Below are 21,115 nucleotides of genomic sequence, written 5' to 3'. Positions count from 1 at the left end.
GGCTTGGGGGCCGGCGGCCGCGGGGCAGCCGGACGGGCCGACTGCGCCGGGGAGGGCGCGCCGGGCTTGGGGGCAGGCTTGCGCGGGGCGCCGGGCTTGGCGCTGCTGCCACCCTGGAAGGCGTCTGTCAACTTGCGTACTACGGGCGCCTCGATCGTCGAGGATGCCGATCGGACGAATTCACCGAGTTCCTGGAGCTTGGCCATGACGGCCTTGCTCTCCACCCCGAACTCCTTGGCGAGTTCGTATACCCGGACCTTAGCCACTTCGCTCCTTTTAGGTCCGGGTTGCGGCCGGACCGTCGCTACTTCATGGGCGTACTCATCGCGTGCTCATCGAGTGCTCATCGCAATCTCGACCTACTTCCAACTCGCGGGGGTACCAGAGCCGCACGGGGTTCCGCGCGACGCGTCCTACGGTGTTGCCTGCTCGACGTACTGGCGCAACGCCACGGTGTCGAGCACTCCCGGGGCACGCAGTGCCCGTGGGAACGCCCGGCGGCGTACCGCCAGGTCGAGACAGACCACGGCGGGGTGCACGTACGCACCCCGGCCGGGCAGCGTACCGCGATGATCGGGGACGCATTCACCCTCGACCGCCACGATGCGCAGCAGATCCTTCTTGGCCGCTCGCTCCCGACACCCCACACAGGTGCGTTCAGGGCATACGCGGGCACGCGTCCGGCCAGACACTCCTAAGTCTACCTCCCCGCAGCGACCTCACCCATTTGAGGCAAGAATCGAACGGTTGTTGTCGTGATCTCAGCCACCTACGGCTTGGATCTATTCCCCCGCTAGTCCCGGGACCGTCCGCCAGGCCTCTCGGCAGCCCTCTCATCAGCCCTTTCGGGCTGCCTGTCGGACTGCTGATCGGACGGCTGCTCGGTGTCCGGACGGATGTCGATCCGCCAGCCGGTGAGCCTGGCCGCGAGCCGGGCGTTCTGGCCTTCCTTGCCGATCGCCAGCGACAGCTGGTAGTCGGGGACCGTCACGCGCGCGGAGCGGGCCGCGAGGTCGACGACCTCCACCTTGTTGACCCGGGCAGGTGACAGCGCGTTCGCCACCATGTCGGCCGGGTCGTCCGACCAGTCGACGATGTCGATCTTCTCGCCGTTCAGCTCGGCCATGACGCTGCGCACCCGGCTGCCCATGGGACCGATGCAGGCCCCCTTGGCGTTCAGGCCGCTGCGCGTCGACCGTACGGCGATCTTCGTGCGGTGACCGGCCTCACGCGCGATGGCCGTGATCTCGACGGAACCGTCCGCGATCTCGGGCACCTCCAGCGCGAAGAGCTTCTTCACGAGGTTGGGGTGCGTGCGCGAGAGGGTGACGGACGGGCCGCGCACGCCCTTCGCCACTCGTACGACGTACGAGCGCAGTCGCAGCCCGTGCGTGTAGGTCTCGCCGGGGACCTGCTCCTGCACCGGCAGGATGGCCTCCAGCTTGCCGATGTCGACCAGCACGTTCTTCGGGTCGCGGCCCTGCTGGACGACACCGGTGACGATGTCGCCCTCGCGGCCGGCGTACTCGCCGAGCGTCGCGTCGTCCTCGGCGTCGCGCAGGCGCTGCAGGATGACCTGCTTGGCGGTGGTGGCGGCGATCCGGCCGAAGTCCGACGGAGTGTCGTCGAACTCCCGTGCCTCCTGCCCCTCCTCCAGCTCCTGGGGGTCCTCCTTCGCCCACACGGTCACATGACCGGTCTCCCGGTCGAGCTTCACGCGCGCGTGGCGGCGGCTTCCCTCGGTGCGGTGGTAGGCGATGAGGAGGGCCGACTCGATCGCTTCGACCAGCAGGTCGAAGGAGATCTCCTTCTCCCGCACCAAACCCCGCAGGGCACTCATGTCGATGTCCACGGCTACGCCTCCTCCTCTTCCGTCATGTCTTCCTGCTTGCCCTTGCGGTTGAACTCGACCTGGACGCGGGCCTTGTCGATGTCGTCGAAGGCGAGCCTGCGAGCGGTGGCCTTGCGGCCCTTCACGCCCGGCACTTCGAGGTCCACGCCCGCGTCGTCCACGGTCAGGATCCGGGCGACCACTTCGCCGCCGCCCTCGGTGAGCTGGAACCGCACCAGCCGGTCCACGGCACGTACGTAGTGCCGGTGCTCGGTGAGCGCGCGCTCGGCGCCGGGGGTGCCGACCTCCAGGGTGTACTCCCCCGCGCCCATCGCGTCGGTCTCGTCGAGCTTCGCCGAGAGCGCGCGGCTCACATCGGCGATCGCGTCCAGATCGGCCCCGTCGTCGGAATCGACGACGACCCTCAGCACTCTCTTGCGCCCGACGGACTCCACTGCGATCTCTTCGAGATCGAGACCCTGCGAGCTGACGAGCGGCTCCAGGAGCTCTCGAAGCCTCTCGCTCTGGGTGGTGCTCATCCGGGTGACTCCTCGGCCGCGTGTGCTGTTGTGGGTAGGTCGTGTGTCAGGTCAAAGGGTATCCGGTCCCAGAGGGTGTTGCCGTCCACGGGAACACCGGCCTTCGCCCGGCTGCGCCGGTGGCGGGTGGTGGGTCGGGGCGCGGGTACGGTGATCACGGGCGTGCCGCCCATCCCTGGTGTTCCGTTCGTACGAGCCCTGCGAGGACGTCTGCCGTGCCGTTCCCCCCGCCGTCGCACACCCCGCCGGGAACCTCTCCTGGTCCGCGCCGAAGGACCCTGCTCGCCTCGGCCGCGGGCGCCGCCCTCCTCGTGGGCTGCTCCGCCGAGCCCGACACGAGTGCCACGAGCGCCGGCAGTCCGTCGGTCGCCGAACGCACACGCGCGCGTGCGGCGCAGGACAGCGCGGGTCTCGTACGGCAGTACGACACTGCGATCGCCGCGTTCCCGGTGCTGGCGGAGCGGCTGTCGGAGCTGCGGGCGGAGGTCGTACGCCACGCGGGGGTGCTCGGGGGCGCCAGGCTGACGCAGACGCCCACGCCCTCGCCGGCGTCGCCGTCCGCGTCACCCACGGCTGCCGTTTCGGCTTCCGCTTCCGTTGCCGCTGCCGCGGCTCCGACGAGCGAGCGGGACGCCCTCGCCGGGCTCGCCGCCGCCGAACGGACGCTCGTGGACCGGCGTACGAAGGCGCTGCTCGACGTACCCGGAGAGCTGGCGCGGCTGCTGGCCTCGGTGGCGGCTGCCGGGGCCGCGCATGTGTATCTGCTGACGGAGGGCGTGAAGTGAGCGGGGCGAGTTCGCAGAAGGCGCAGAAGGCACAGAGAGCGCAGGAGACACGGAAGGCGGAGAAGGACGCCGGTGAACTGACCGCCCTCCAGGCCGCCTTGGGTGCCGAGCACGCGGCGGTGTACGGGTACGGGGTCGTCGGCGGGCTGATCGGCGAGGACCGCCGGGGCGAGGCACGGGCCGCGTACGACGCCCATCGGGCCCGGCGCGACGAGCTGGCGCGTGCGGTGCGGGCCCTCGGGGGTACGCCGGTCGCGGCGGCGGCCGGGTACGCGCTGCCGTTTTCCGTGTCGGACTCCGACGCCGCCGTCCGTCTCGCCGCCGAGCTCGAGGAGCGGGTCGCCGGGGTGTACTCCGACCTGGTCCGGGCGACCGGGGGCGAGCGGCGCCGGACGGGTGCCGAGGGACTGCGGGAGGCCGCGGTGCGGGCGGTGCGCTGGCGGGGCGGGAGCGTACCCTTCCCTGGTCTCGCCGAGCGGGCCGGCGCCGCGTCGGCACCGGGCACGGCGTCGGCGACACCCACGGCGTAGCCCGTACCGCGTACCGCGCACCGGAAGGAACGACTCGCGCATGGCTTTCGAACCGCCGCCCCGTCTGGTGAGGGCGCTCGGCGAGACGGTACCGGACGGTGACGACTGGCTGGCGCGGCTGCCCGTGGTGGCCCAACAGGCCGTGGATCTACGCGTGTTGAGCGTGGAGCGGGTACAGCTTCCGGGCGGTCGCAGCAGTCTGGTCGTGCTCGTGCGACGGGCTGACGGCACGCCCGCCGTCCTGAAGCTCGCGCCACGCCGGGCCCGGCCGGAGAGCGAGCGGGCCGCGCTGGCGCACTGGGGCGGGGCGGGCGCGGTGCAGTTGCTGGAGCCGTCCGCCGGTTCCAGTGACGAGGGTGTGCTGCTGCTCGAACGGCTGCACCCGGATGTGTCGGTGCGGTCGCTGCCCGAGGCGAAGGCGCTGCTCGAGGCGGCGGGGACGCTGCGGCGGCTGTGGGTCGAGCCTCCGGCGGGCTCGGCGGCGGTGTTCGAGACGGTGGCCGCGCGGACCGGGCGGCAGGCCGAGGCGATGTCGGCGAGCGCGGGTGTGGACGCGCAGGTGGAGTCGCTGGTCGGGGCTGCGCTCGCGGCGCGAGCGGAGTTGCTGGTGGCGCCGCCTGAGGCGCGGTTGCTGCACGGGACGTTCCGGCAGAGCAAGGTGCTGGCGGCGGAGCGGGTGCCGTGGCTGGCGGTGGGGCCGGATCCGGTGGTCGGTGAGTGCGCGTTCGATTTGGCGCGGCTGGTTCGGGACCGGGTGGAGGATCTGATCGCGTCGCCGTCGGGGGCGGCGATCACTCGGCGGCGGGTGAGGCGGCTGGCCGAGTCGCTGGATGTGGATCAGGAGCGGTTGCGGGGGTGGACGTTGTTCCGGGCGGTGGAGTCGGGGGTGCGGGCGCTTCGCGTGGGGCGGGTGCGGGATGCGGAGCTGTTGTTGGAGTTCGCTGGGTGGCTTTGAGTATTCGGTGCGGTTTCGGGTGCGGGTGGGTGGGGGGTTGTCGCGCAGTTCCCCGCGCCCCTGGTGGTGGAGCGGTGCGTTCTCGGGTGCGGGGCTGTGGGGGGTTGTCGCGCAGTTCCTCGCGCCCCTGATGGTGGAGCGGTGCGTTCTCGAGTGCAGGCCGGTGGGGGCTTGTCGCGCAGTTCCCCGCGCCCCTGGTGGTGGAGCGGTGCGTTCTCGGGTGCAGGCCGGTGGGGGGTTGTCGCGCAGTTCCCCGCGCCCCTGGTGGTGGAGCGGTGCGTTCTCGGGTGCAGGCCGGTGGGGGGTTGTCGCGCAGTTCCTCGCGCCCCTGGGTGGGGTGGCTCCAGCGGTTAGGACGTGGTCCCAGGCCGTTGGGGGGACGGCCTGGGAGATGGGGGATCAGGTGGTGGTCAGCCTGGTGATCGCTTCCTCTACCGTCAGTTCCTCGCGTTCGCCCGTTCGGCGGTCCTTCAGTTCGAGGATGTTCTCGGCTGAACGGCGGCCTGCCACCAGGATCTTCGGTACGCCGATCAGCTCCGCGTCCGTGAACTTGACGCCCGGGGAGACGCCGGCGCGGTCGTCGACCAGGACGCGGGCGCCTGCCGCGGCCAGCTTGTCGGAGACCTCGAGGGCCAGCTCGGTCTGGAGGGCCTTGCCGGCGGCGACCACGTGGACGTCGGCCGGGGCGATCTCCTTGGGCCAGCACAGGCCCTGCTCGTCGGCGTGCTGCTCGGCGAGGGCCGCGACCGCGCGGGAGACGCCGATGCCGTACGAGCCCATGGTCACGCGGACGGGCTTGCCCTGCTGGCCGAGGACGTCGAGGCTGAGGGCGTCGGCGTACTTGCGGCCGAGCTGGAAGATGTGGCCGATCTCGATGGCGCGGTCCAGCTTGAGGCCGGTGCCGCAGACCGGGCAGGGGTCGCCTTCCTGGACCACGACGGAGTCGATGTACTCGTCGACCTCGAAGTCACGGCCGACGACGACGTTCTTCGCGTGCAGGCCGTCCTTGTTGGCGCCGGTGATCCAGGCGGTGCCGGGCGCGACGCGCGGGTCGGCGAAGTAGCGGACCTTCTCCAGGCCCTGCGGGCCCACGTAACCCCGTACGAGGTCGTCGCGGCCCGTGAAGTCCTCGGCGGTGACGAGTTCCACGGCGGCGGGCGCGAAGTGGGCCTCGACCTTGTCCAGGTCGACCTCACGGTCGCCGGGGACGCCGATCGCGACGATCTCGCCGTCCACCTTGATCAGGAGGTTCTTGAGCGTGGCGGAGGCGGCCACGTCCAGGTACGCGGCGAGCGTCTCGATGGTCGGGGTCTCGGGGGTGGGGATCTCTTCGAGGGCGGGGACGGCCGAACCGTCGACCGGCTGGAGCGCGTACGTGATCGCCTCGGTGTTGGCCGCGTAGTCGCAGTTGGGGCAGTCGGCGAAGGTGTCCTCGCCCGCCGCGGCCGGGGCGAGGAACTCCTCGGACTTGGAGCCGCCCATCGCGCCGGCGGTGGCAGCGCAGATGCGGTAGTCGAGGCCGAGACGGGCGAAGATCTTCTGGTACGCCTCGCGGTGCAGGGCGTACGACTGGGCCAGGCCCTCGTCCTCCAGGTCGAAGGAGTAGGAGTCCTTCATCAGGAACTCGCGGCCGCGCAGGATGCCGGCCCGCGGGCGGGCCTCGTCGCGGTACTTGTTCTGGATCTGGTAGAGGATCACGGGCAGGTCCTTGTAGGACGTGCACTGGTCCTTGACCAGAAGGGTGAAGATCTCCTCGTGGGTCGGGCCGAGGAGGTAGTCGCCGCCCTTGCGGTCGTTGAGACGGAACAGCTCGGGGCCGTACTCCTGCCAGCGGCCGGTCGCCTCGTAGGGCTCCCTCGGCAGGAGGGCGGGCAGCGTGACCTCCTGGGCGCCGATGGCGTCCATCTCCTCGCGGACGACGCGCTCGACGTTGGCCAGAACCTTCTTGCCGAGCGGCAGCCAGGACCACAGACCGGCGGCGGTACGGCGTACATAACCGGCCCTGACCAGCAGCTTGTGGCTGAGCACCTCGGCGTCGGCCGGGTCGTCACGCAGTGTCTTGACCATCAAACGGGACATGCGCTGGACCTGGGCCTGGGCCATGATTCTCGACTCCTGCTGCGTAAGGGTGATGGCAGGAGGTTAGCCGGGGGGTGCGGGGCGGTGGAAATCGGTTATCCGCGGGGACACCCCTCAGCGACGGCGCAACGGCAGGGGGGCGCCCATCACGGCGTACGGCTTCGGGGCGCTGGGGAAGAGCACCTGGCGGGCCAGGTCCTCGTAGCCGAGGGAGTGGTAGAGGCCGCGGGCCGGGCTGTCGGAGTCGATCGCGGAGAGGATCGAGCGAGGTTCGGCGGCGCCGTCGGTGATGGTGGTGATGAGGGCGCGGCCGACGCCGATGTTCTGGTAGGTCGGGTGGACGTGCAGTTCGGTGATCACGAAGGAGTCGTCGAGCCACGCGTCGTGGCCCTGCCTGCGCAGATACGGCTCGACCACGGTGGACCACCAGTGCGTACGGTCGTTGGGCATGCCGTAGACGAACCCGGCCAGCCGCCCCTCCGGGGTGGTCGCGCCGAGCGCGCGGGCACCGGGATAGGTCATGTGCCGCAGAACGATCTGCCTGCGTACGGCGACCTCGTCGGCGCCGAGCCCGAACGCCACCGCCTGGACGGCCAGCGCCTCGTCGACCCGGGCGGCGAGGTCGAGGGGGCCGACGACCACGTCGTGGCGGTGGGGGTGACGGTGGCCCTGACCGGGGAAGCGCGGCATGTCGGGAGACTACAGGGGGTGCGGAGGCCGTTCGGCGGGGGCGGGGTGGATGTGGCTGAGCCTCGCCCCCGGGAACGCCCGGACCACGGTGGCCGTTTCAGAACAGGACGCTCATGAACGCGCCTACCTCCTGGAAGCCCACCCTCAGATACGTCCGGCGGGCGGGGGTGTTGAAGTCGTTCACATACAGGCTGACCACCGGGGCCACGTCCGCGAGGGCGTAGCGCAGTACGGCGGCCATGCCGGGGGCGGCGAGGCCCAGGCCCCGGTACTCGGGGGCCACCCAGACCCCCTGGATCTGGCAGGCCTGCGAGGTCGCGGCGCCGATCTCGGCCTTGAAGGCGACCTTGCCGTGCTCGTCGAGGCGGGCGAAGGAGCGGCCGGAGCCGACCAGTTCGGCGACCCTGGCCTGATAGAGGAGGCCGCCGTCACCGGCGAGTGGCGAGATTCCGACCTCCTCGGTGAACATCGCCACGCACGCGGGCATGATCGTCTCCATCTCGTCCTTGCGAATGCGGCGGACGTACGGATCCGGGGCGACGAGGGCGGGGTCTGGGAGCCGGTCGGTGACCATCAGGGGCTGGTGGCGGCGGACTTCGCGGGCGGGGCCCCAGCTCGGTTCGAGCAGCCGCCACAGCTGGGTGGTGGCTTCGGCAGGGCCGACGATGGAGGAGCAGCGGCGGCCGGCTCGCCTTGCGCGGTCGGCGAAGGCGCGTACGGCTCGGGGGGTGGCGCAGATCGGGACGAGGTTGGCGCCCGCGTAGCAGAGGCTCGTGAGCATGCCGTCCTCGTACCAGCCCCACATCTCGCCGCCGAGGCGCCACGGGTCGAGGCCGGCTACCTGGACACGGGAGGTCACGAAGGCGTTCGCGACCGGCTCGCGGCCGAGGACGGCGAGCGCGGCGTCCAGGTCGCCGGGTTCGAGCACCCGGGAGGTGGTCTGCGTCAACACGTGCGGGGCCTCACCAATGCGGTCTGCTAGATCTCCGCACTGTACCTGCGGAAGCTTGGCGGCGTCGTCCTGTGGGTGATGCCGCTTGCTTGTGAGTGACCGTGGGCTTGGCTTGCCGTCCCCTGGGGGCTGCGCCCCCAGACCCCGCTACGGCCCTGAACGGGCCTTGTCCTCAAACGCCGGACGGGCTGGTTGGTCAGCCTCTCCGGCGTTTGAGGAGCGGGGGTTCGGGGGCGGAGCCCCCGAGGATGGGAACGGGTAGGGGCGGCGGGGGCGAGATCAGCCGGCCACCGACACCGACGGCTCGCCGGAAGCGATACCGTCCGCCTCCATCTGCTCGGCGATCTTCAGGGCCTCCTCGATCAGGGTCTCCACGATCTTCGACTCGGGGACGGTCTTGATGACCTCGCCCTTCACGAAGATCTGCCCCTTGCCGTTGCCGGAGGCGACGCCGAGGTCCGCCTCCCGCGCCTCGCCGGGGCCGTTCACCACGCAGCCCATGACCGCGACGCGCAGCGGGACCTCCATGCCCTCGAGGCCCGCCGTGACCTCCTCGGCCAGCTTGTAGACGTCGACCTGGGCTCGGCCGCAGGACGGGCAGGAGACGATCTCCAGGCCGCGCTGGCGGAGGTTCAGCGACTCCAGGATCTGGTTGCCGACCTTGATCTCCTCGACCGGCGGCGCGGACAGGGAGACGCGGATCGTGTCGCCGATTCCCTCGCTGAGCAGCGCGCCGAAGGCGACCGCCGACTTGATCGTGCCCTGGAAGGCGGGACCGGCCTCGGTAACACCCAGGTGGAGCGGGTAGTCGCAGGCCTCCGCGAGCTGCCGGTAGGCGTTGACCATGATCACCGGGTCGTTGTGCTTGACCGAGATCTTGATGTCCCGGAAGTCGTGCTCCTCGAACAGCGACGCCTCCCACAGCGCCGACTCGACGAGCGCCTCGGGGGTGGCCCTGCCGTACTTCTGGAGCAGCCGCTTGTCGAGCGAACCGGCGTTGACGCCGATGCGGATCGGCGTGCCGTGGTCCTTCGCGGCGCGCGCGATCTCCTTGACCTGGTCGTCGAACTGCTTGATGTTGCCGGGGTTCACACGCACGGCGGCGCAGCCGGCCTCGATCGCGGCGAACACGTACTTCGGCTGGAAGTGGATGTCCGCGATCACCGGGATCTGCGACTTGCGCGCGATGGTCGCGAGCGCGTCCGCGTCGTCCTGGGTGGGGCAGGCGACGCGGACGATCTGGCAGCCGGACGCGGTGAGTTCGGCGATCTGCTGGAGCGTGGCGCCGATGTCCGACGTACGCGTCGTCGTCATCGACTGCACCGACACCGGGGCGTCGCCGCCCACGGCCACCGAACCGACCTGGATCTGTCGGCTCTTGCGGCGTTCGGCGAGCTTCGTCGGAACGGACGGCATGCCGAGAGAAATCGCAGTCATCTGCTGTGCAACCCCAAGTTGTGGTTCAAGGTCCGGTCCCGGGAAACAGCGGGCTCCAGGCTTCGAGATTACGGCACGTGCGCAGGCCCGGGCACATCCCGCACGTAAACCCACTCATTGGGGATCGCAATGGGAACGGCCGGGCGCGGTGAGGTTCTCCCACCGTGCCCGGCCGTCGCTGTCGCCACAGTGAACGCCACAGCGAACGTCTCCGCGACCGCCGTATGACTACGAGATGCGCACCGGGTTCACCACGTCCGCCACCAGGACGAGGAGGGTGAAGCAGATGAAGATCCCCGCCACCACGTAGGCGACCGGCATCAGCTTCGCCACGTCGAACGGGCCCGGGTCCGGGCGCTTGAGCACCTTCGCCGTGTTCCGGCGCAGCGACTCCCACAGGGCGCCCGCGACATGGCCGCCGTCGAGGGGCAGCAGCGGGAGCATGTTGAAGAGGAACAGGGACAGGTTGAAGCCCGCCACCAGCATCAACGCCATCGCCAGTTGCTGGGTGGGCGGGATGTCCAGGGTGAAGATCTCGCCGCCCACGCGGGCCGCGCCGACCACGCCCATCGGGGAGTCCGGCGCGCGTTCGCCGCCGTCGAAGGCGGCGTTCCACAGGGCGGGGATCTTGCCGGGCAGGCTCGCGATGGAGTCGACGGCCTCGCCCATCCGGTCGCCCATCCAGGTCAGCGAGTCACCGAAGTCCTGGCGGACGATGCCGGTGGCCGCGCTGAAGCCGAGGAAGCCGGCCGTGACGTACTTGCCCTGGACGATCTGGCCGCTGGAGTCCTTCTTCGCGACCTGGTTCGTGGCGATCTTCGCGTGGAGCGTGACCTCCTCGCCCTTGCGTTCGACGACGATCGCCACCTCCTTGCCGGGGTTGGCGCGGATCTCGTCCGACAGCTTGTTCCAGGTGTCGACCTGGACCCCGCCGAAGGAGAGGATCTTGTCGCCCGCCTTGAGGCCGGCCGCCGCGGCCGGGGAGGCAGCGTCGGTCTTGCGGCAGTCGTCGCGGCCCTCGCTCTGGGCGATCACGCACTGGGAGACCGAGCTGACGCTGGTGGTCTGCTGCGAGACGCCGAAGCCCATGAGGACGGTCAGGAACAGGCCCACCGCGAGGATCAGGTTCATGAACGGGCCCGCGAACATCACGATGACGCGTTTCCACGGCTTGCGCGTGTAGAACAGGCGCTTCTCGTCGCCCGGCAGCAGTTCCTCGTAGGACTGGGCGCGCGCGTCCTCGATCATGCCGCGCCAGGGGGAGGTCGAGCGGGCCTCTATGCGGCCGTCCGCGCCCGGCGGGAACATGCCGATCATGCGGATGTAGCCGCCGAACGGGATCGCCTTGATGCCGTACTCGGTCTCGCCCTTCCGGCGGGACCAGATCGTCGGGCCGAAGCCGACCATGTACTGCGGTACGCGGATACCGAACAGCTTCGCCGTGGACAGATGCCCCAGCTCGTGCCAGGCGATCGACACCAGCAGGCCGATCACGAAGACGACTATGCCGAGGATCATCATCAGTGCCGTCATGCACGGGCCTCCGCCGCTTGCTGTGCGTTCGCTTGCTGTGTCATCTCTCGCTGTGTCTTCGTCCGCTGTGTCAGTTCCCGGGTCCTCGTCCGTGCCCAGGTCTCCGCCTCAAGGACGTCCGCCACGGTCAGGGAAGTTCCCGTACGGGGTGTGCCGTGCTCCTCGACGACCCTGGTCACGGTCTCCATGATTCCGTTGAAGGGCAGTGCGCCGCCGCGGAACGCCTCCACGCACTCCTCGTTCGCCGCATTGAACACCGCGGGCGCCGTGCCCGCGAGCTGCCCGACGTGCCGGGCGAGGCCGACCGCCGGGAAGGCCTCCGTGTCGAGCGGGAAGAACTCCCACGTCGACGCCTTGCTCCAGTCGAAGGTGGGGGCCGCGTCGGGGACCCGCTCCGGCCAGCCCAGGCCGATGGCGATGGGGCCGCGCATGTCCGGGGGCGTGGCCTGCGCCAGTGTCGATCCGTCCGTGAACTCAACCATCGAGTGGACATACGACTGCGGGTGCACGACCACCTCAATGCGGTCGAAGGGAATGTCGTAGAGAAGGTGTGCCTCGATCACCTCCAGGCCCTTGTTGACGAGCGTCGCGGAGTTGATCGTGATCACCGGGCCCATCGCCCAGGTGGGGTGGGCGAGCGCGTCCGCCACCGTCACATCGGCCAGCTGCGCCTTCGTACGGCCGCGGAAGGGACCCCCGGACGCCGTGACGACGAGTTTGCGCACATCGGCACGGGTGCCGGCCGCCAGCGCCTGGAACAGGGCCGCGTGCTCGGAGTCGACGGGGATGATCTGGCCCGGTTTCGCGAGCGCCTTGACCAGCGGGCCGCCGACGATGAGCGACTCCTTGTTGGCGAGCGCGAGAGTACGGCCGGCCTCCAGGGCGGCGAGGGTGGGGGCGAGGCCGATCGACCCGGTGATGCCGTTCAGCACCGTGTGGCAGGGGGTGGCGGCGAGGTGGGTGGCCGCGTCCGGTCCGGCGAGGATCTCGGGGAGCGGCTGCCCGGCGCCGTACCGCGCGGTCAGCGCCTCGCGCAGGGCCGGTACGGCGTCCTCCCGGGCCACGGCGACCGTGCGTACGCGCAGCTGGTGCGCCTGTTCGGCGAGGAGCGCGATCCGACCGCCCGCGGCGGAGAGCCCGGTGACCCGGAAGCGGTCCGGGTTGCGCAGCACGAGGTCGATGGCCTGGGTGCCGATCGACCCGGTGGAACCGAGGATCACCACGTCCCTGGAGCCGCCTTCGGCGACGGGGTCGAAGACGAGGTGCGGGTCTGCGAGTGGGGCTGGACTGTCGGTCATCCCTCCATTGTGGCCGTAGCCACCGACAGTGAGGACAGGGCGTCCCTCGGGTGAGTGGCCATAAGGGGAACTCACACATAGATCATGTGATAACACTTCTGTCCTGGTCGGCGTACGCCCGGCCAGTCGTGGACGAAATCCTGGGGGGATCTCGATGCGCATTCGACGCGCTGCCCTGCCCGCTCTCGCGGGCGCCGTGGCCCTGACCGGCGCGGTTCTGAGCACTCCGGCCGAGGCGGCCGGCGGTGTGGTCATCCGGCACGTGTGGTTCGACAGTCCGGGTTCGGACACCGGCTCCAACGCCTCCCTCAACGGGGAGTGGGTGGAGATCAAGAACACCGGCTCGGCGGCCATATCGCTCAAGGGCTGGATCCTGAAGGACGTCGCCAACCACAAGTACACCTTCGCCAATCTGAAGATCGGCGCGGGCAAGACCATGAAGATCCACACCGGCCAGGGCAGGGACACCACGGTGTCCAAGTTCCAGAACCGGCGCGCGTACGTCTGGAACAACACCAGCGACACGGCGATCCTGACCAGAGCGAACGGGGCGAAGGTCGACGACTGCAAGTGGTCGACGAGGGACCCCAGCGACAAGTGGTGCTAGGCGCTCCGCTGAGCAGGCAGTTTTCTGTCTGCCGGTAGTGGGGGCTTGGCGCGCAGTTCCCCGCGCCCCTTTTGGGGCGCGGGGTTCTGTGTCACGGATTCAGCGGATGGGGCGGTGGACGTTTTCGTGGTGGGTCGGGCCGGGGGTGGCGTCCGCGATCCAGGGGCCCTCGCCCGAGAGGTCGACCACGCCCTCCTCCAGCCAGGTGTACGTACCGGCGAGGACGCCCTTGACCACCGTGCGGTCGACGTCGTCGGTGTTGTTCCACAGCCGGCCGAAGAGTTCCTCGACTCGGACGCGGGCCTGGCGGCAGAAGACGTCGGCGAGTTGGTAGGCCTCGCGGCCGTTCTGGCCCTGGGTGCGCAGGAGTTCGGCGCGTACGCAGGCCGCGCTCATCGCGAACAGTTCGGCGCCGATGTCGACGATCCGGCCCAGGAAGCCCTGCTTGGTCTCCATCCGGCCCTGCCAGCGCGACATGGCGTAGAAGGTGGAGCGGGCCAGCTTGCGGGCGCTGCGCTCGACGTACCGCAGATGCGGCGAGAGGTCGACCTCGTGCTTGAACTCGCTGTAGGAGTTCGGCAGTTGGCCCGCGCCGGTGACGAGCTTCGGCAGCCACTTGGCGTAGAACACCCCGGCGTTCGCGCCTGCCCTCGCCTTGTCCGAGAGGGACTTGTCGGGGTCGATGAGGTCGCCGGCGACCGTCAGATGGGCGTCGACCGCCTCGCGGGCGATCAGCAGGTGCATGATCTCCGTCGAGCCCTCGAAGATGCGGTTGATCCTCAGGTCACGCAGCATCTGCTCGGCGGGGACCGCCCGTTCGCCGCGGGCGGCGAGCGACTCGGCGGTCTCGAAGCCGCGGCCGCCGCGGATCTGGACGAGTTCGTCGGCCATCAGCCAGGCCATCTCGGAGCCGTACAGCTTGGCGAGGGCGGCCTCGATGCGGATGTCGTTGCGGTTCTCGTCGGCCATCTGGGAGGACAGGTCCAGGACGGCCTCCAGCGCGAAGGTGGTGGCCGCGATGAAGCTGATCTTCGCGCCGACCGCCTCGTGCAGCGCGACCGGCCTGCCCCACTGCTCCCGTACGCCCGACCACTCCCGGGCGATCTTCAGGCACCACTTCCCGGCGCCCACGCACATCGCGGGCAGTGACAGGCGGCCCGTGTTCAGGGTCGTCAGGGCGATCTTGAGGCCGGCACCCTCGGGGCCGATCCTGTGGGCGGCGGGGACGCGCACCTGGTGGAGGCGGGTGACGCCGTTCTCCAGGCCGCGCAGGCCCATGAAGGCGTTGCGGTGTTCGACGGTGACGCCCTCGGAGGCGGTCTCGACGACGAACGCGGTGATTCCGCCCTTGTGGCCCTCGGACTTCGGTACGCGGGCCATGACGACGAGCAGGTCGGCGACGACTCCGTTGGTGGTCCAGAGCTTGACCCCGTCGAGGACGTAGTCGTCGCCGTCCGGTACCGCGGTGGTGGCGAGGCGGGCCGGGTCGGAGCCGACGTCCGGTTCCGTCAGCAGGAACGCGGAGATGTCGGTGCGGGCGCAGCGCGGAAGGAACTCGTCCTTCTGTTCCTGGGTGCCGAAGATTTTCAGCGGCTGCGGTACGCCGATCGACTGATGGGCGGAGAGCAGCGCGCCGAGCGCCGGGTTCGCGGAGCCGACCAGGGCGAGCGCCTTGTTGTAGTACACCTGGGTGAGGCCGAGGCCGCCGTACTTGGTGTCGATCTTCATGCCGAGGGCGCCGAGCTCCTTGAGCCCGTTGATCACCTCGTCGGGGATCCGGGCCTCGCGCTCGATCCGGGCCGCGTCGATCTTCGTCTCGCAGAAGTCGCGCAGCCTGGTGAGGAACTCCTCGCCGCGCTGTGCGTCCTCGGTGGGCGGCAGCGGGTGCGGGTGGATGAGGTCGAGCCGGAAACGGCCCAGGAACAGTTCCTTGGCGAAGCTGGGCTTTCGCCAGCCCTGTTCCCGGGCGGCCTCCGCGACCTGGCGGGCCTCCCGCTCGGTGACGGTGGGCCTGGTGTGGGGACCGGCGGGGGGTTTGCCCGCGGGGTCGACGGTGGGTTTGACTGGGCTTGCGGACATGAGGCACACCTCGCCGCGAATCGGGATCTTGAGGACCATGCGTTACTGATCGGTGCTACTCGATCGTTGGTACCCGATTCCGGGCGACCTCACCAGTCCTCGTGCGGCCATCCGGCCGGGCAGGGATTCGCCCGGGTACTCCCCAGCGGCCACACGGGGTGCGAAAGTTGCCGTCCTGGCCGAAAAACCTCCGAGAAACCTAGTCGAAGCGCTTCGACAACATATGGACACCCACCTCGGGTGGGGATACTGTCGTTCCACCCCACACTCGCCGTTACCCGTCACTGTTGTCCGTTACGCGCACTGTCGAAGCGCTTCACACATGCTTGGAGAGCTGGATGGTCACTCTCGCCGAGGTCGCGCAGCACGCCGGAGTCTCGGCGAGCACGGTGAGCTATGTCCTCAGCGGCAAGCGGTCCATCTCCGCGAGCACCCGGCAGCGGGTCGAGCAGAGCATCCAGCAGCTCGGCTACCACCCGAACGCGGGCGCCCGGGCGCTGGCGAGCAACCGTTCCAACATCATCGCCCTCATGGTCCCGCTGCGTACGGACATGTACGTGCCCGTGATGATGGAGATCGCCATCGCGGTCGCCACCAGTGCCCGCACGCACGGCTACGACGTGCTCCTGCTCACCGGCGAGGAGGGTCCCGACGCCGTGCGCCGGGTGACCGGCAGCGGGCTCGCCGACGCGATGATCCTGATGGACGTCGAACTCGACGACGGGCGGCTGCCGTTGCTGCGCGGGACGGACCAGCCGTCGGTGCTCATCGGGCTGCCGGCCGCCACCGAGGGCCTGACCTGCGTCGACCTCGACTTCGGGGCCACGGGCGCGTTGTGCGCCGAGCACCTCGCGAAGCTCGGGCACCGCGACATCGCCGTCATCGGCGAGGCGCCCGCGGTCTACGAACGGCACACCGGTTTCGCCGAGCGCACGCTCGACGGACTCCGGTCCCGGTCAAGGGAGTTGGGGGTGCGGGTGCTGCACCGGCCGTGCGAGGGCGGGTACGACGCGATGACCGTGACCCTGGCCCGGATCTTCGACGAACGGCCGGGCACCACGGGGTTCGTCGTGCAGAACGAGTCGGCGGTCGAACCCCTGCTCGCGCTGCTGCGCCAGCAGGGACGCGCGGTGCCGGAGGACGTGTCGGTCATCGCGGTCTGCCCGGACCAGGTGGCCACCCAGGCCTCGGTGCGGCTGACGTCCGTCGCCATTCCGGCGCAGGAGATGGGACGCCGTGCGGTGGAATTGCTGATCGCGAAGCTCGACGGGCACGGCGGCGACGAAGTCGCGCTGATCGCACCCGAGTTGACGGTGCGGGCGAGCACGGGCCCGGCGCCGGCCGTTTCCTGATCCGCGCATCTCCCGCACTTGTCTCCCGGTTCGTCCGTCCGACCCCACAACCACTACTCACAGTCACACTCACACCCGACTCCCGGATGTCCGACGGGCGTTGGGGACCCCTGCCTGTCCCGGTCCGGCAGAGCCTTGCCGGATTCGGTTCCTCTCCCCCCACTCCTTCCTTCAGGAGCCGCCACGTGAACCAGCCCGCCGAAACCCTGCCCCCGTCTGGCACGGTCAGCCTCGCGCAGTCCTCCCCCACCGTCGGTACGTTCCGTGAGCGGGACGGCGCGCTGGAGTGGAGCGGCCGTCAGGAGACCGTACGGATAGAGCCCTGGGGCCCGGACGCGGTCCGGGTCAGGACCCGGCTCGGCGGGCCCGTCCTGGAAGGGCTGCCGGGTGCCCTCCTCGACGCGCCGGAGTCGACGCCGTACACCGTCAAGATCGAGGACGGGCAGGGGCAGTTGACCGTCGGGGCGCTGACCGTCGAGGTGAGTGCCGAGGGCCTCATCCGCTTCCTGCGCACCGAGGACGCGACCGAACTGCTCGCCGAGGAGCGGGCGCACTTCTGGTGGCCGGGCTCGCGTCTCTACACGGCCGTCGGCAACGGCTACCACCGGCTGGAGCAGCGGTTCGCCGCCTACGAGGACGAGAAGCTGTACGGGCTCGGCCAGCACCAGCACGGCCTGTTCGACCAGAAGGGTGTCGTGCTGGACCTGGTGCAGCGCAACGCCGAGGTGTCCGTGCCGGTGCTCACCTCCAGCCGGGGTTACACCCTGCTGTGGAACAGCCCGGCGATCGGGCGGGTGGAGCTGGCGGGCAACGGGACGCGCTGGGTGGCGGATTCGGCCCGGCAGATCGACTACTGGATCACGGCCGGGCAGCCGGCCGACGCCCAGCGGCGCTACAGCGCGGTGACGGGACGTACGCCGATGCTGCCGGAGTGGGCGGCGGGCTTCTGGCAGTGCAAGCTGCGCTACCGCACGCAGGACGAACTCCTCGACGTGGCAAGGGAGTACAAGCGGCGCGGGCTGCCGTTGCGCGCCATCGTGTGCGACTTCTTCCACTGGACGCATCTGGGCGAGTGGAAGTTCGACCCGGCCGAGTGGCCCGACCCGGCCGCCATGGTCCGCGAGTTGGAGGAGATGGGCGTCAAACTCGTCGTCTCCGTCTGGCCCTCGGTGTCACCGCTCTCCGAGAACCACCAACTCATGGAGCAGCGGGGTTACTTCATCGGCACGCAGTACGGTCCGATGGCACACGCCGACTGGCCGGACAAGGGCGTCGCGTCCACCGTCCAGGTCGCGTTCTACGATGCCACCAACCCGGAGGCACGCGAGTTCGTGTGGTCGAAGATCCGCGACAACTACCTTGCCCCGTACGGCATCACGGCCTTCTGGCTGGACGCCTGCGAGCCGGAGCTGAAGCCGGGCTTCCCGGAGAACCTGCGCTACTGGGCGGGCCCGGGGCTGGAGGTCGGCAACCTCTACCCGGTCGAGAACGCCCGCACCTTCTACGAGGGCCTGATCGCGTCCGGCGAGGACGAGGTGATCAGCCTCAACCGCTCGGCGTGGGCGGGCAGTCAGCGCTACGGCGCCGCGCTGTGGTCCGGTGACATCGGTGTCGACTTCCCGACCCTGCGCCGCCAGATCGCGGCCGGTCTCAACACCGCCCTGTCCGGCATCCCCTGGTGGAACACCGACATCGGCGGGTTCCACGGGGGCGACCCGGACGACCCGGCGTACCGGGAGGTGATGGTCCGCTGGTTCCAGTTCGGGGCGTTCTCGCCACTGATGCGGCTGCACGGGTTCCGTGACCCGGGGATGCCGTTGGGGCCGGACATGACCGGTGGGCCCAACGAGGTGTGGTCGTACGGGGAGGAGGCCGGCGCGATCCTGGAGCGGTATGTGCGGCTGCGGGAGCGGTTGAAGCCGTATGTGCTGCGGGTGATGCGTGAGGCGCACGAGGAGGGGCTGCCGGTGATGCGGCCGCTGTTCCTGGAGTTCCCGGACGACCCGGCTGCGTGGGCCGTCGACGACGCCTATCTGTTCGGGCCCGATCTGCTGGTCGCGCCGGTTCTGTCGGCGGGGGCGACGAGCCGGACGGTGCGGTTGCCGGCCGGGGCGGGGTGGACGGATGCGTGGACCGGTGAGGTGTATCACGGCGGGGGTGAGGTCGCTGTCGATGCGCCGCTCGACCGTATTCCGTTGTTTTTGCGGGACGGGGTGAGGTTGCCTATCGCGGAGTAGGGGTTGCCGTTGGCTTCCGGGGGGGTTCGGTTTGGGGGTGGGTGCGGGTGCTTCGTGGCTTGTCGCGCAGTTCCCCGCGCCCCTATCGGGGCGCTTCTGCCCGGCCCCGTCCCGAGGTGAGGGGGCCGTGGATACTTCAACTGCCTTGTTCCGCACCGGAAAGGAAGTTGTTTCGTGTCTGCTGTTCCCCTCGCCCTGACGTTCGCCAATCTTTTACTGCGGCCCGCCTTGGGGTCCCGGCGTGAGCCTGAGCGGGTGTTTGAGCGGATCGTCGGGAAGGCGGGTGGGGCCGAGGGGGACGAGGCGTTCGTCGAGAGTTTTCGGCCGTTGCTCGTCGAGTGGGCGGGCGACGAGGAGCTGTCGCCGATCGGCTGGCAGTCGGCGCAGGCGCATGTGCGCCGGCATCTCACCAACCGGGCCCGGATCCGGCGGCTGATCGCCGAGCAACCCGCCATCGTCCAGGAGCCCATCGAGAAGCCGGTGTTCGTGGTGGGCCTGCCGCGCACCGCCACCACGCTCACCCACGGCGTGCTGTCCCTCTCCGACGAGCACCGCTGCCCCCGGCTTTGGGAGTTGCTGGCCCCGGGCCTCGAACCGTCGCCCCAGCAGCGGCAGAAGGCGATCACGTCCGCGCGCCGGATGCTCGACGGCACGTACCGGCTCAGCCCGCGCTTCCGCGAGATCCACCCCATGACCGCCGAGGGCCCGGAGGAGTGCACGTTCCTTCTACCGCACGCCCTGGTGCCCCTGTCGCAGGCCCGTCTGCCCGAGTACCACGCCCGGCAGTTCGAGCGGGACTTCGTCCCCGACTACCGCCATCTCAAGGAGTGCTTCCAGGTACTCCAGTACGGTCGGTCCCGGCGCCGCTGGATCCTCAAGTCGCCCATGCACACGGGGAATCTCGACGCCCTGCTCACCGTGTTCCCCGATGCCACGCTCGTGTGGACCCACCGCGACCCGGCGACCGCCGTCGCCTCGTTCTGCAGCCTGGTCGAGTGCGGAATGGTCCTCTCCCGGCGCACGGTCGACCTGCCCGCCCTCGGCGCCACCTGGCTCGACCTGCTCAGCCGCTCGGTACGGCGCGGACTCGCGGCCCGGGCCGGCTTCCCCCGCGAGGCGCTGGTGGACGTGCCCTACTCCTGGCTCGGCTCCGACCCGGCCGCGGGTGCGCCGAAGCTCTACGACGCCGTCGGCGCCCACTGGACCGAGGCCGACGCCGCCCGGCTGCCGACGGTCTCCACCCACCTCAGGGGCAGCCGCCCCCACCGCTACGACCTGGCCCGCTACGGCCTGACCAGGGACGACGTCGAGGCGGCCTTCGCCGACTACAACGCCCTGCGGGCCGAGGTCGACCGCGCCTGAACGGCGCGGCAGGCCCCGGCCCGTCGGTACTCCCGCGTCAGCTGCTGCTGACCGTCAGGCTGTTGGTGGCGAAGTCCAGACCGCCGGAGGACGAGGTGATCTCGAACCCGAACTGGACGTCCCCGATGGTCTCGTTGCCGAACCAGCCCTTGGTGTCCTTGATCCACTTGAGGATCGGGAGGATGTTGACGGAGCCGGACGTCGAGTTGGAGGTGCGGACGAACGAGAAGACCTCGTTCGCACCGTTGTTGCCCTTGTAGACGGTCCAGGTGTGCCCGCCCAGCGTCACATTGCCCTGCGAGGTGCCGAGCGGGCCGACGGCTCCGGTCTTGTTGACCCAGAGCATGATCTCGTAGTCGTAGTCGGTGTCCCAGATGTCGTACGACGTGTTGTACGCGCCGGACGACGGGACCGTGACGTTGTAGTTGCTGGTGAGCGAACCGAGCGAGGTGATCGACTTGTTGATCACCTTCTTGGAGTTGGGGTACGACTTGATGCCGCCGGTGTTCGGGTGGTTCGCCCAAACACCCCAGTTGGTACCGGAGTTGGCCCAGAAGCACTGGCTGCCGGCGCCGGAGCCCCAGATGTTGTTGTAGAGGGTGTAGCCGTTCAGACTCGTGTTGCCGTACTGGTCGCAGGTGTTCCAGACGGCGGCCGAGGCGGGGGCGGAGGCGACACCGACGGTGACGCCGAGCGCCAGAGCGGGGGCCAGCATGGCCTTGGTGATCCGGCTCAGCATGCGGGTGCGTGTTGCCATGGGGGTTCCTTCCAAGGGTGGGGGGAAATGCCTTTGTGGGGATTGCGAGTGGGGGGTCGTGTGCTGTTGTCTGTCGCGCTGTTCCTCGGTGG

General features: G+C 69.9%; 19 protein-coding genes. 7 read left to right on the top strand and 12 right to left on the bottom strand.

Features of this window, described 5'->3' with window-relative positions; genetic code table 11:
- From PV396_RS29855 to rimP, 4 genes are all read right to left on the bottom strand, one after another.
- A partial coding sequence (locus tag PV396_RS29855) for a translation initiation factor IF-2 N-terminal domain-containing protein (RefSeq protein ID WP_319209929.1) occupies positions 1 to 266 on the bottom strand: 266 nt, incomplete at its 3' end.
- Between the two features lie 147 nt (positions 267 to 413).
- Entirely contained in the window at positions 414 to 692 is a 279-nt protein-coding gene (locus PV396_RS29850) for a YlxR family protein (RefSeq protein WP_319209927.1), read from the bottom strand.
- A gap of 101 nt (positions 693 to 793) precedes the next feature.
- Positions 794 to 1,852: a transcription termination factor NusA gene (gene nusA, locus PV396_RS29845; RefSeq protein WP_319209925.1), complete on the bottom strand. Its 1,059-nt coding sequence runs from the start codon at positions 1,850 to 1,852 to the stop codon at positions 794 to 796.
- Between the two features lie 2 nt (positions 1,853 to 1,854).
- Positions 1,855 to 2,370, bottom strand: a complete 516-nt coding sequence (gene rimP, locus PV396_RS29840; RefSeq protein ID WP_319209923.1) for a ribosome maturation factor RimP — start codon at positions 2,368 to 2,370, stop codon at positions 1,855 to 1,857.
- Positions 2,371 to 2,585: 215 nt separating this feature from the next.
- Between rimP and PV396_RS29835 the strand changes: the two genes are divergently transcribed.
- The 3 genes from PV396_RS29835 to PV396_RS29825 all read left to right on the top strand — a co-directional run bounded on the left by PV396_RS29835 (position 2,586) and on the right by PV396_RS29825 (position 4,640).
- Positions 2,586 to 3,155: a hypothetical protein gene (locus PV396_RS29835; protein ID WP_319209921.1), complete on the top strand. Its 570-nt coding sequence runs from the start codon at positions 2,586 to 2,588 to the stop codon at positions 3,153 to 3,155.
- 77 nt (positions 3,156 to 3,232) lie between these two features.
- The gene (locus PV396_RS29830) at positions 3,233 to 3,685 is read left to right on the top strand and encodes a ferritin-like domain-containing protein (protein WP_319209947.1); all 453 of its coding nucleotides are present in this window, start codon (positions 3,233 to 3,235) and stop codon (positions 3,683 to 3,685) included.
- A gap of 40 nt (positions 3,686 to 3,725) precedes the next feature.
- Complete coding sequence (locus PV396_RS29825) at positions 3,726 to 4,640, top strand: aminoglycoside phosphotransferase family protein (protein ID WP_319209919.1); 915 nt, start codon at positions 3,726 to 3,728, stop codon at positions 4,638 to 4,640.
- A 399-nt stretch (positions 4,641 to 5,039) separates the two neighbouring features.
- Here PV396_RS29825 and PV396_RS29820 read toward each other — a convergent pair whose 3' ends face one another.
- The 6 genes from PV396_RS29820 to dxr all read right to left on the bottom strand — a co-directional run bounded on the left by PV396_RS29820 (position 5,040) and on the right by dxr (position 12,629).
- Entirely contained in the window at positions 5,040 to 6,743 is a 1,704-nt protein-coding gene (locus PV396_RS29820) for a proline--tRNA ligase (protein WP_319209917.1), read from the bottom strand.
- A gap of 90 nt (positions 6,744 to 6,833) precedes the next feature.
- A complete protein-coding gene (locus PV396_RS29815; RefSeq protein WP_319209915.1) occupies positions 6,834 to 7,409 on the bottom strand; it encodes a GNAT family N-acetyltransferase in 576 nt (191 codons plus the stop codon).
- Between the two features lie 97 nt (positions 7,410 to 7,506).
- On the bottom strand, positions 7,507 to 8,361 hold the full coding sequence (locus PV396_RS29810; protein WP_319209913.1) for a GNAT family N-acetyltransferase: 855 nt from the start codon (positions 8,359 to 8,361) through the stop codon (positions 7,507 to 7,509).
- 279 nt (positions 8,362 to 8,640) lie between these two features.
- The gene (gene ispG, locus PV396_RS29805; RefSeq protein ID WP_319209911.1) at positions 8,641 to 9,798 is read right to left on the bottom strand and encodes a flavodoxin-dependent (E)-4-hydroxy-3-methylbut-2-enyl-diphosphate synthase; all 1,158 of its coding nucleotides are present in this window, start codon (positions 9,796 to 9,798) and stop codon (positions 8,641 to 8,643) included.
- A 228-nt stretch (positions 9,799 to 10,026) separates the two neighbouring features.
- Positions 10,027 to 11,319, bottom strand: a complete 1,293-nt coding sequence (locus tag PV396_RS29800; protein WP_319209945.1) for a site-2 protease family protein — start codon at positions 11,317 to 11,319, stop codon at positions 10,027 to 10,029.
- A gap of 8 nt (positions 11,320 to 11,327) precedes the next feature.
- Positions 11,328 to 12,629, bottom strand: a complete 1,302-nt coding sequence (dxr, locus tag PV396_RS29795) for a 1-deoxy-D-xylulose-5-phosphate reductoisomerase (RefSeq protein ID WP_319209910.1) — start codon at positions 12,627 to 12,629, stop codon at positions 11,328 to 11,330.
- Positions 12,630 to 12,783: 154 nt separating this feature from the next.
- Between dxr and PV396_RS29790 the strand changes: the two genes are divergently transcribed.
- Positions 12,784 to 13,236: a lamin tail domain-containing protein gene (locus PV396_RS29790; RefSeq protein WP_319209909.1), complete on the top strand. Its 453-nt coding sequence runs from the start codon at positions 12,784 to 12,786 to the stop codon at positions 13,234 to 13,236.
- Between the two features lie 99 nt (positions 13,237 to 13,335).
- Here PV396_RS29790 and PV396_RS29785 read toward each other — a convergent pair whose 3' ends face one another.
- A complete protein-coding gene (locus PV396_RS29785) occupies positions 13,336 to 15,315 on the bottom strand; it encodes an acyl-CoA dehydrogenase family protein (RefSeq protein WP_319209907.1) in 1,980 nt (659 codons plus the stop codon).
- 338 nt (positions 15,316 to 15,653) lie between these two features.
- On the opposite strand from PV396_RS29785, the gene PV396_RS29780 reads away from it, so the two are divergent.
- The 3 genes from PV396_RS29780 (at position 15,654) to PV396_RS29770 (ending at position 20,266) form a co-directional block, all read left to right on the top strand.
- On the top strand, positions 15,654 to 16,667 hold the full coding sequence (locus PV396_RS29780) for a LacI family DNA-binding transcriptional regulator (protein WP_319209906.1): 1,014 nt from the start codon (positions 15,654 to 15,656) through the stop codon (positions 16,665 to 16,667).
- 185 nt (positions 16,668 to 16,852) lie between these two features.
- Entirely contained in the window at positions 16,853 to 18,904 is a 2,052-nt protein-coding gene (locus PV396_RS29775) for a glycoside hydrolase family 31 protein (RefSeq protein WP_319209904.1), read from the top strand.
- Between the two features lie 174 nt (positions 18,905 to 19,078).
- Positions 19,079 to 20,266 carry a sulfotransferase gene (locus PV396_RS29770; protein WP_319209902.1) on the top strand — a complete coding sequence of 396 codons (1,188 nt, stop codon included), beginning with the start codon at positions 19,079 to 19,081 and terminating at the stop codon, positions 20,264 to 20,266.
- A gap of 37 nt (positions 20,267 to 20,303) precedes the next feature.
- Here PV396_RS29770 and PV396_RS29765 read toward each other — a convergent pair whose 3' ends face one another.
- Positions 20,304 to 21,023 (bottom strand): GH12 family glycosyl hydrolase domain-containing protein, encoded by a 720-nt coding sequence (locus PV396_RS29765; protein WP_319209900.1) that lies wholly within the window; start codon positions 21,021 to 21,023, stop codon positions 20,304 to 20,306.
- Between the last annotated feature and the right edge of the window lie 92 nt (positions 21,024 to 21,115).

Source organism: Streptomyces sp. ME02-8801-2C, from assembly GCF_033793965.1.
GTDB lineage: Bacteria > Actinomycetota > Actinomycetes > Streptomycetales > Streptomycetaceae > Streptomyces.
The sequence above is the reverse complement of the archived record's forward strand: the minus strand, read 5'-3'. Positions and strand labels throughout refer to the sequence as shown.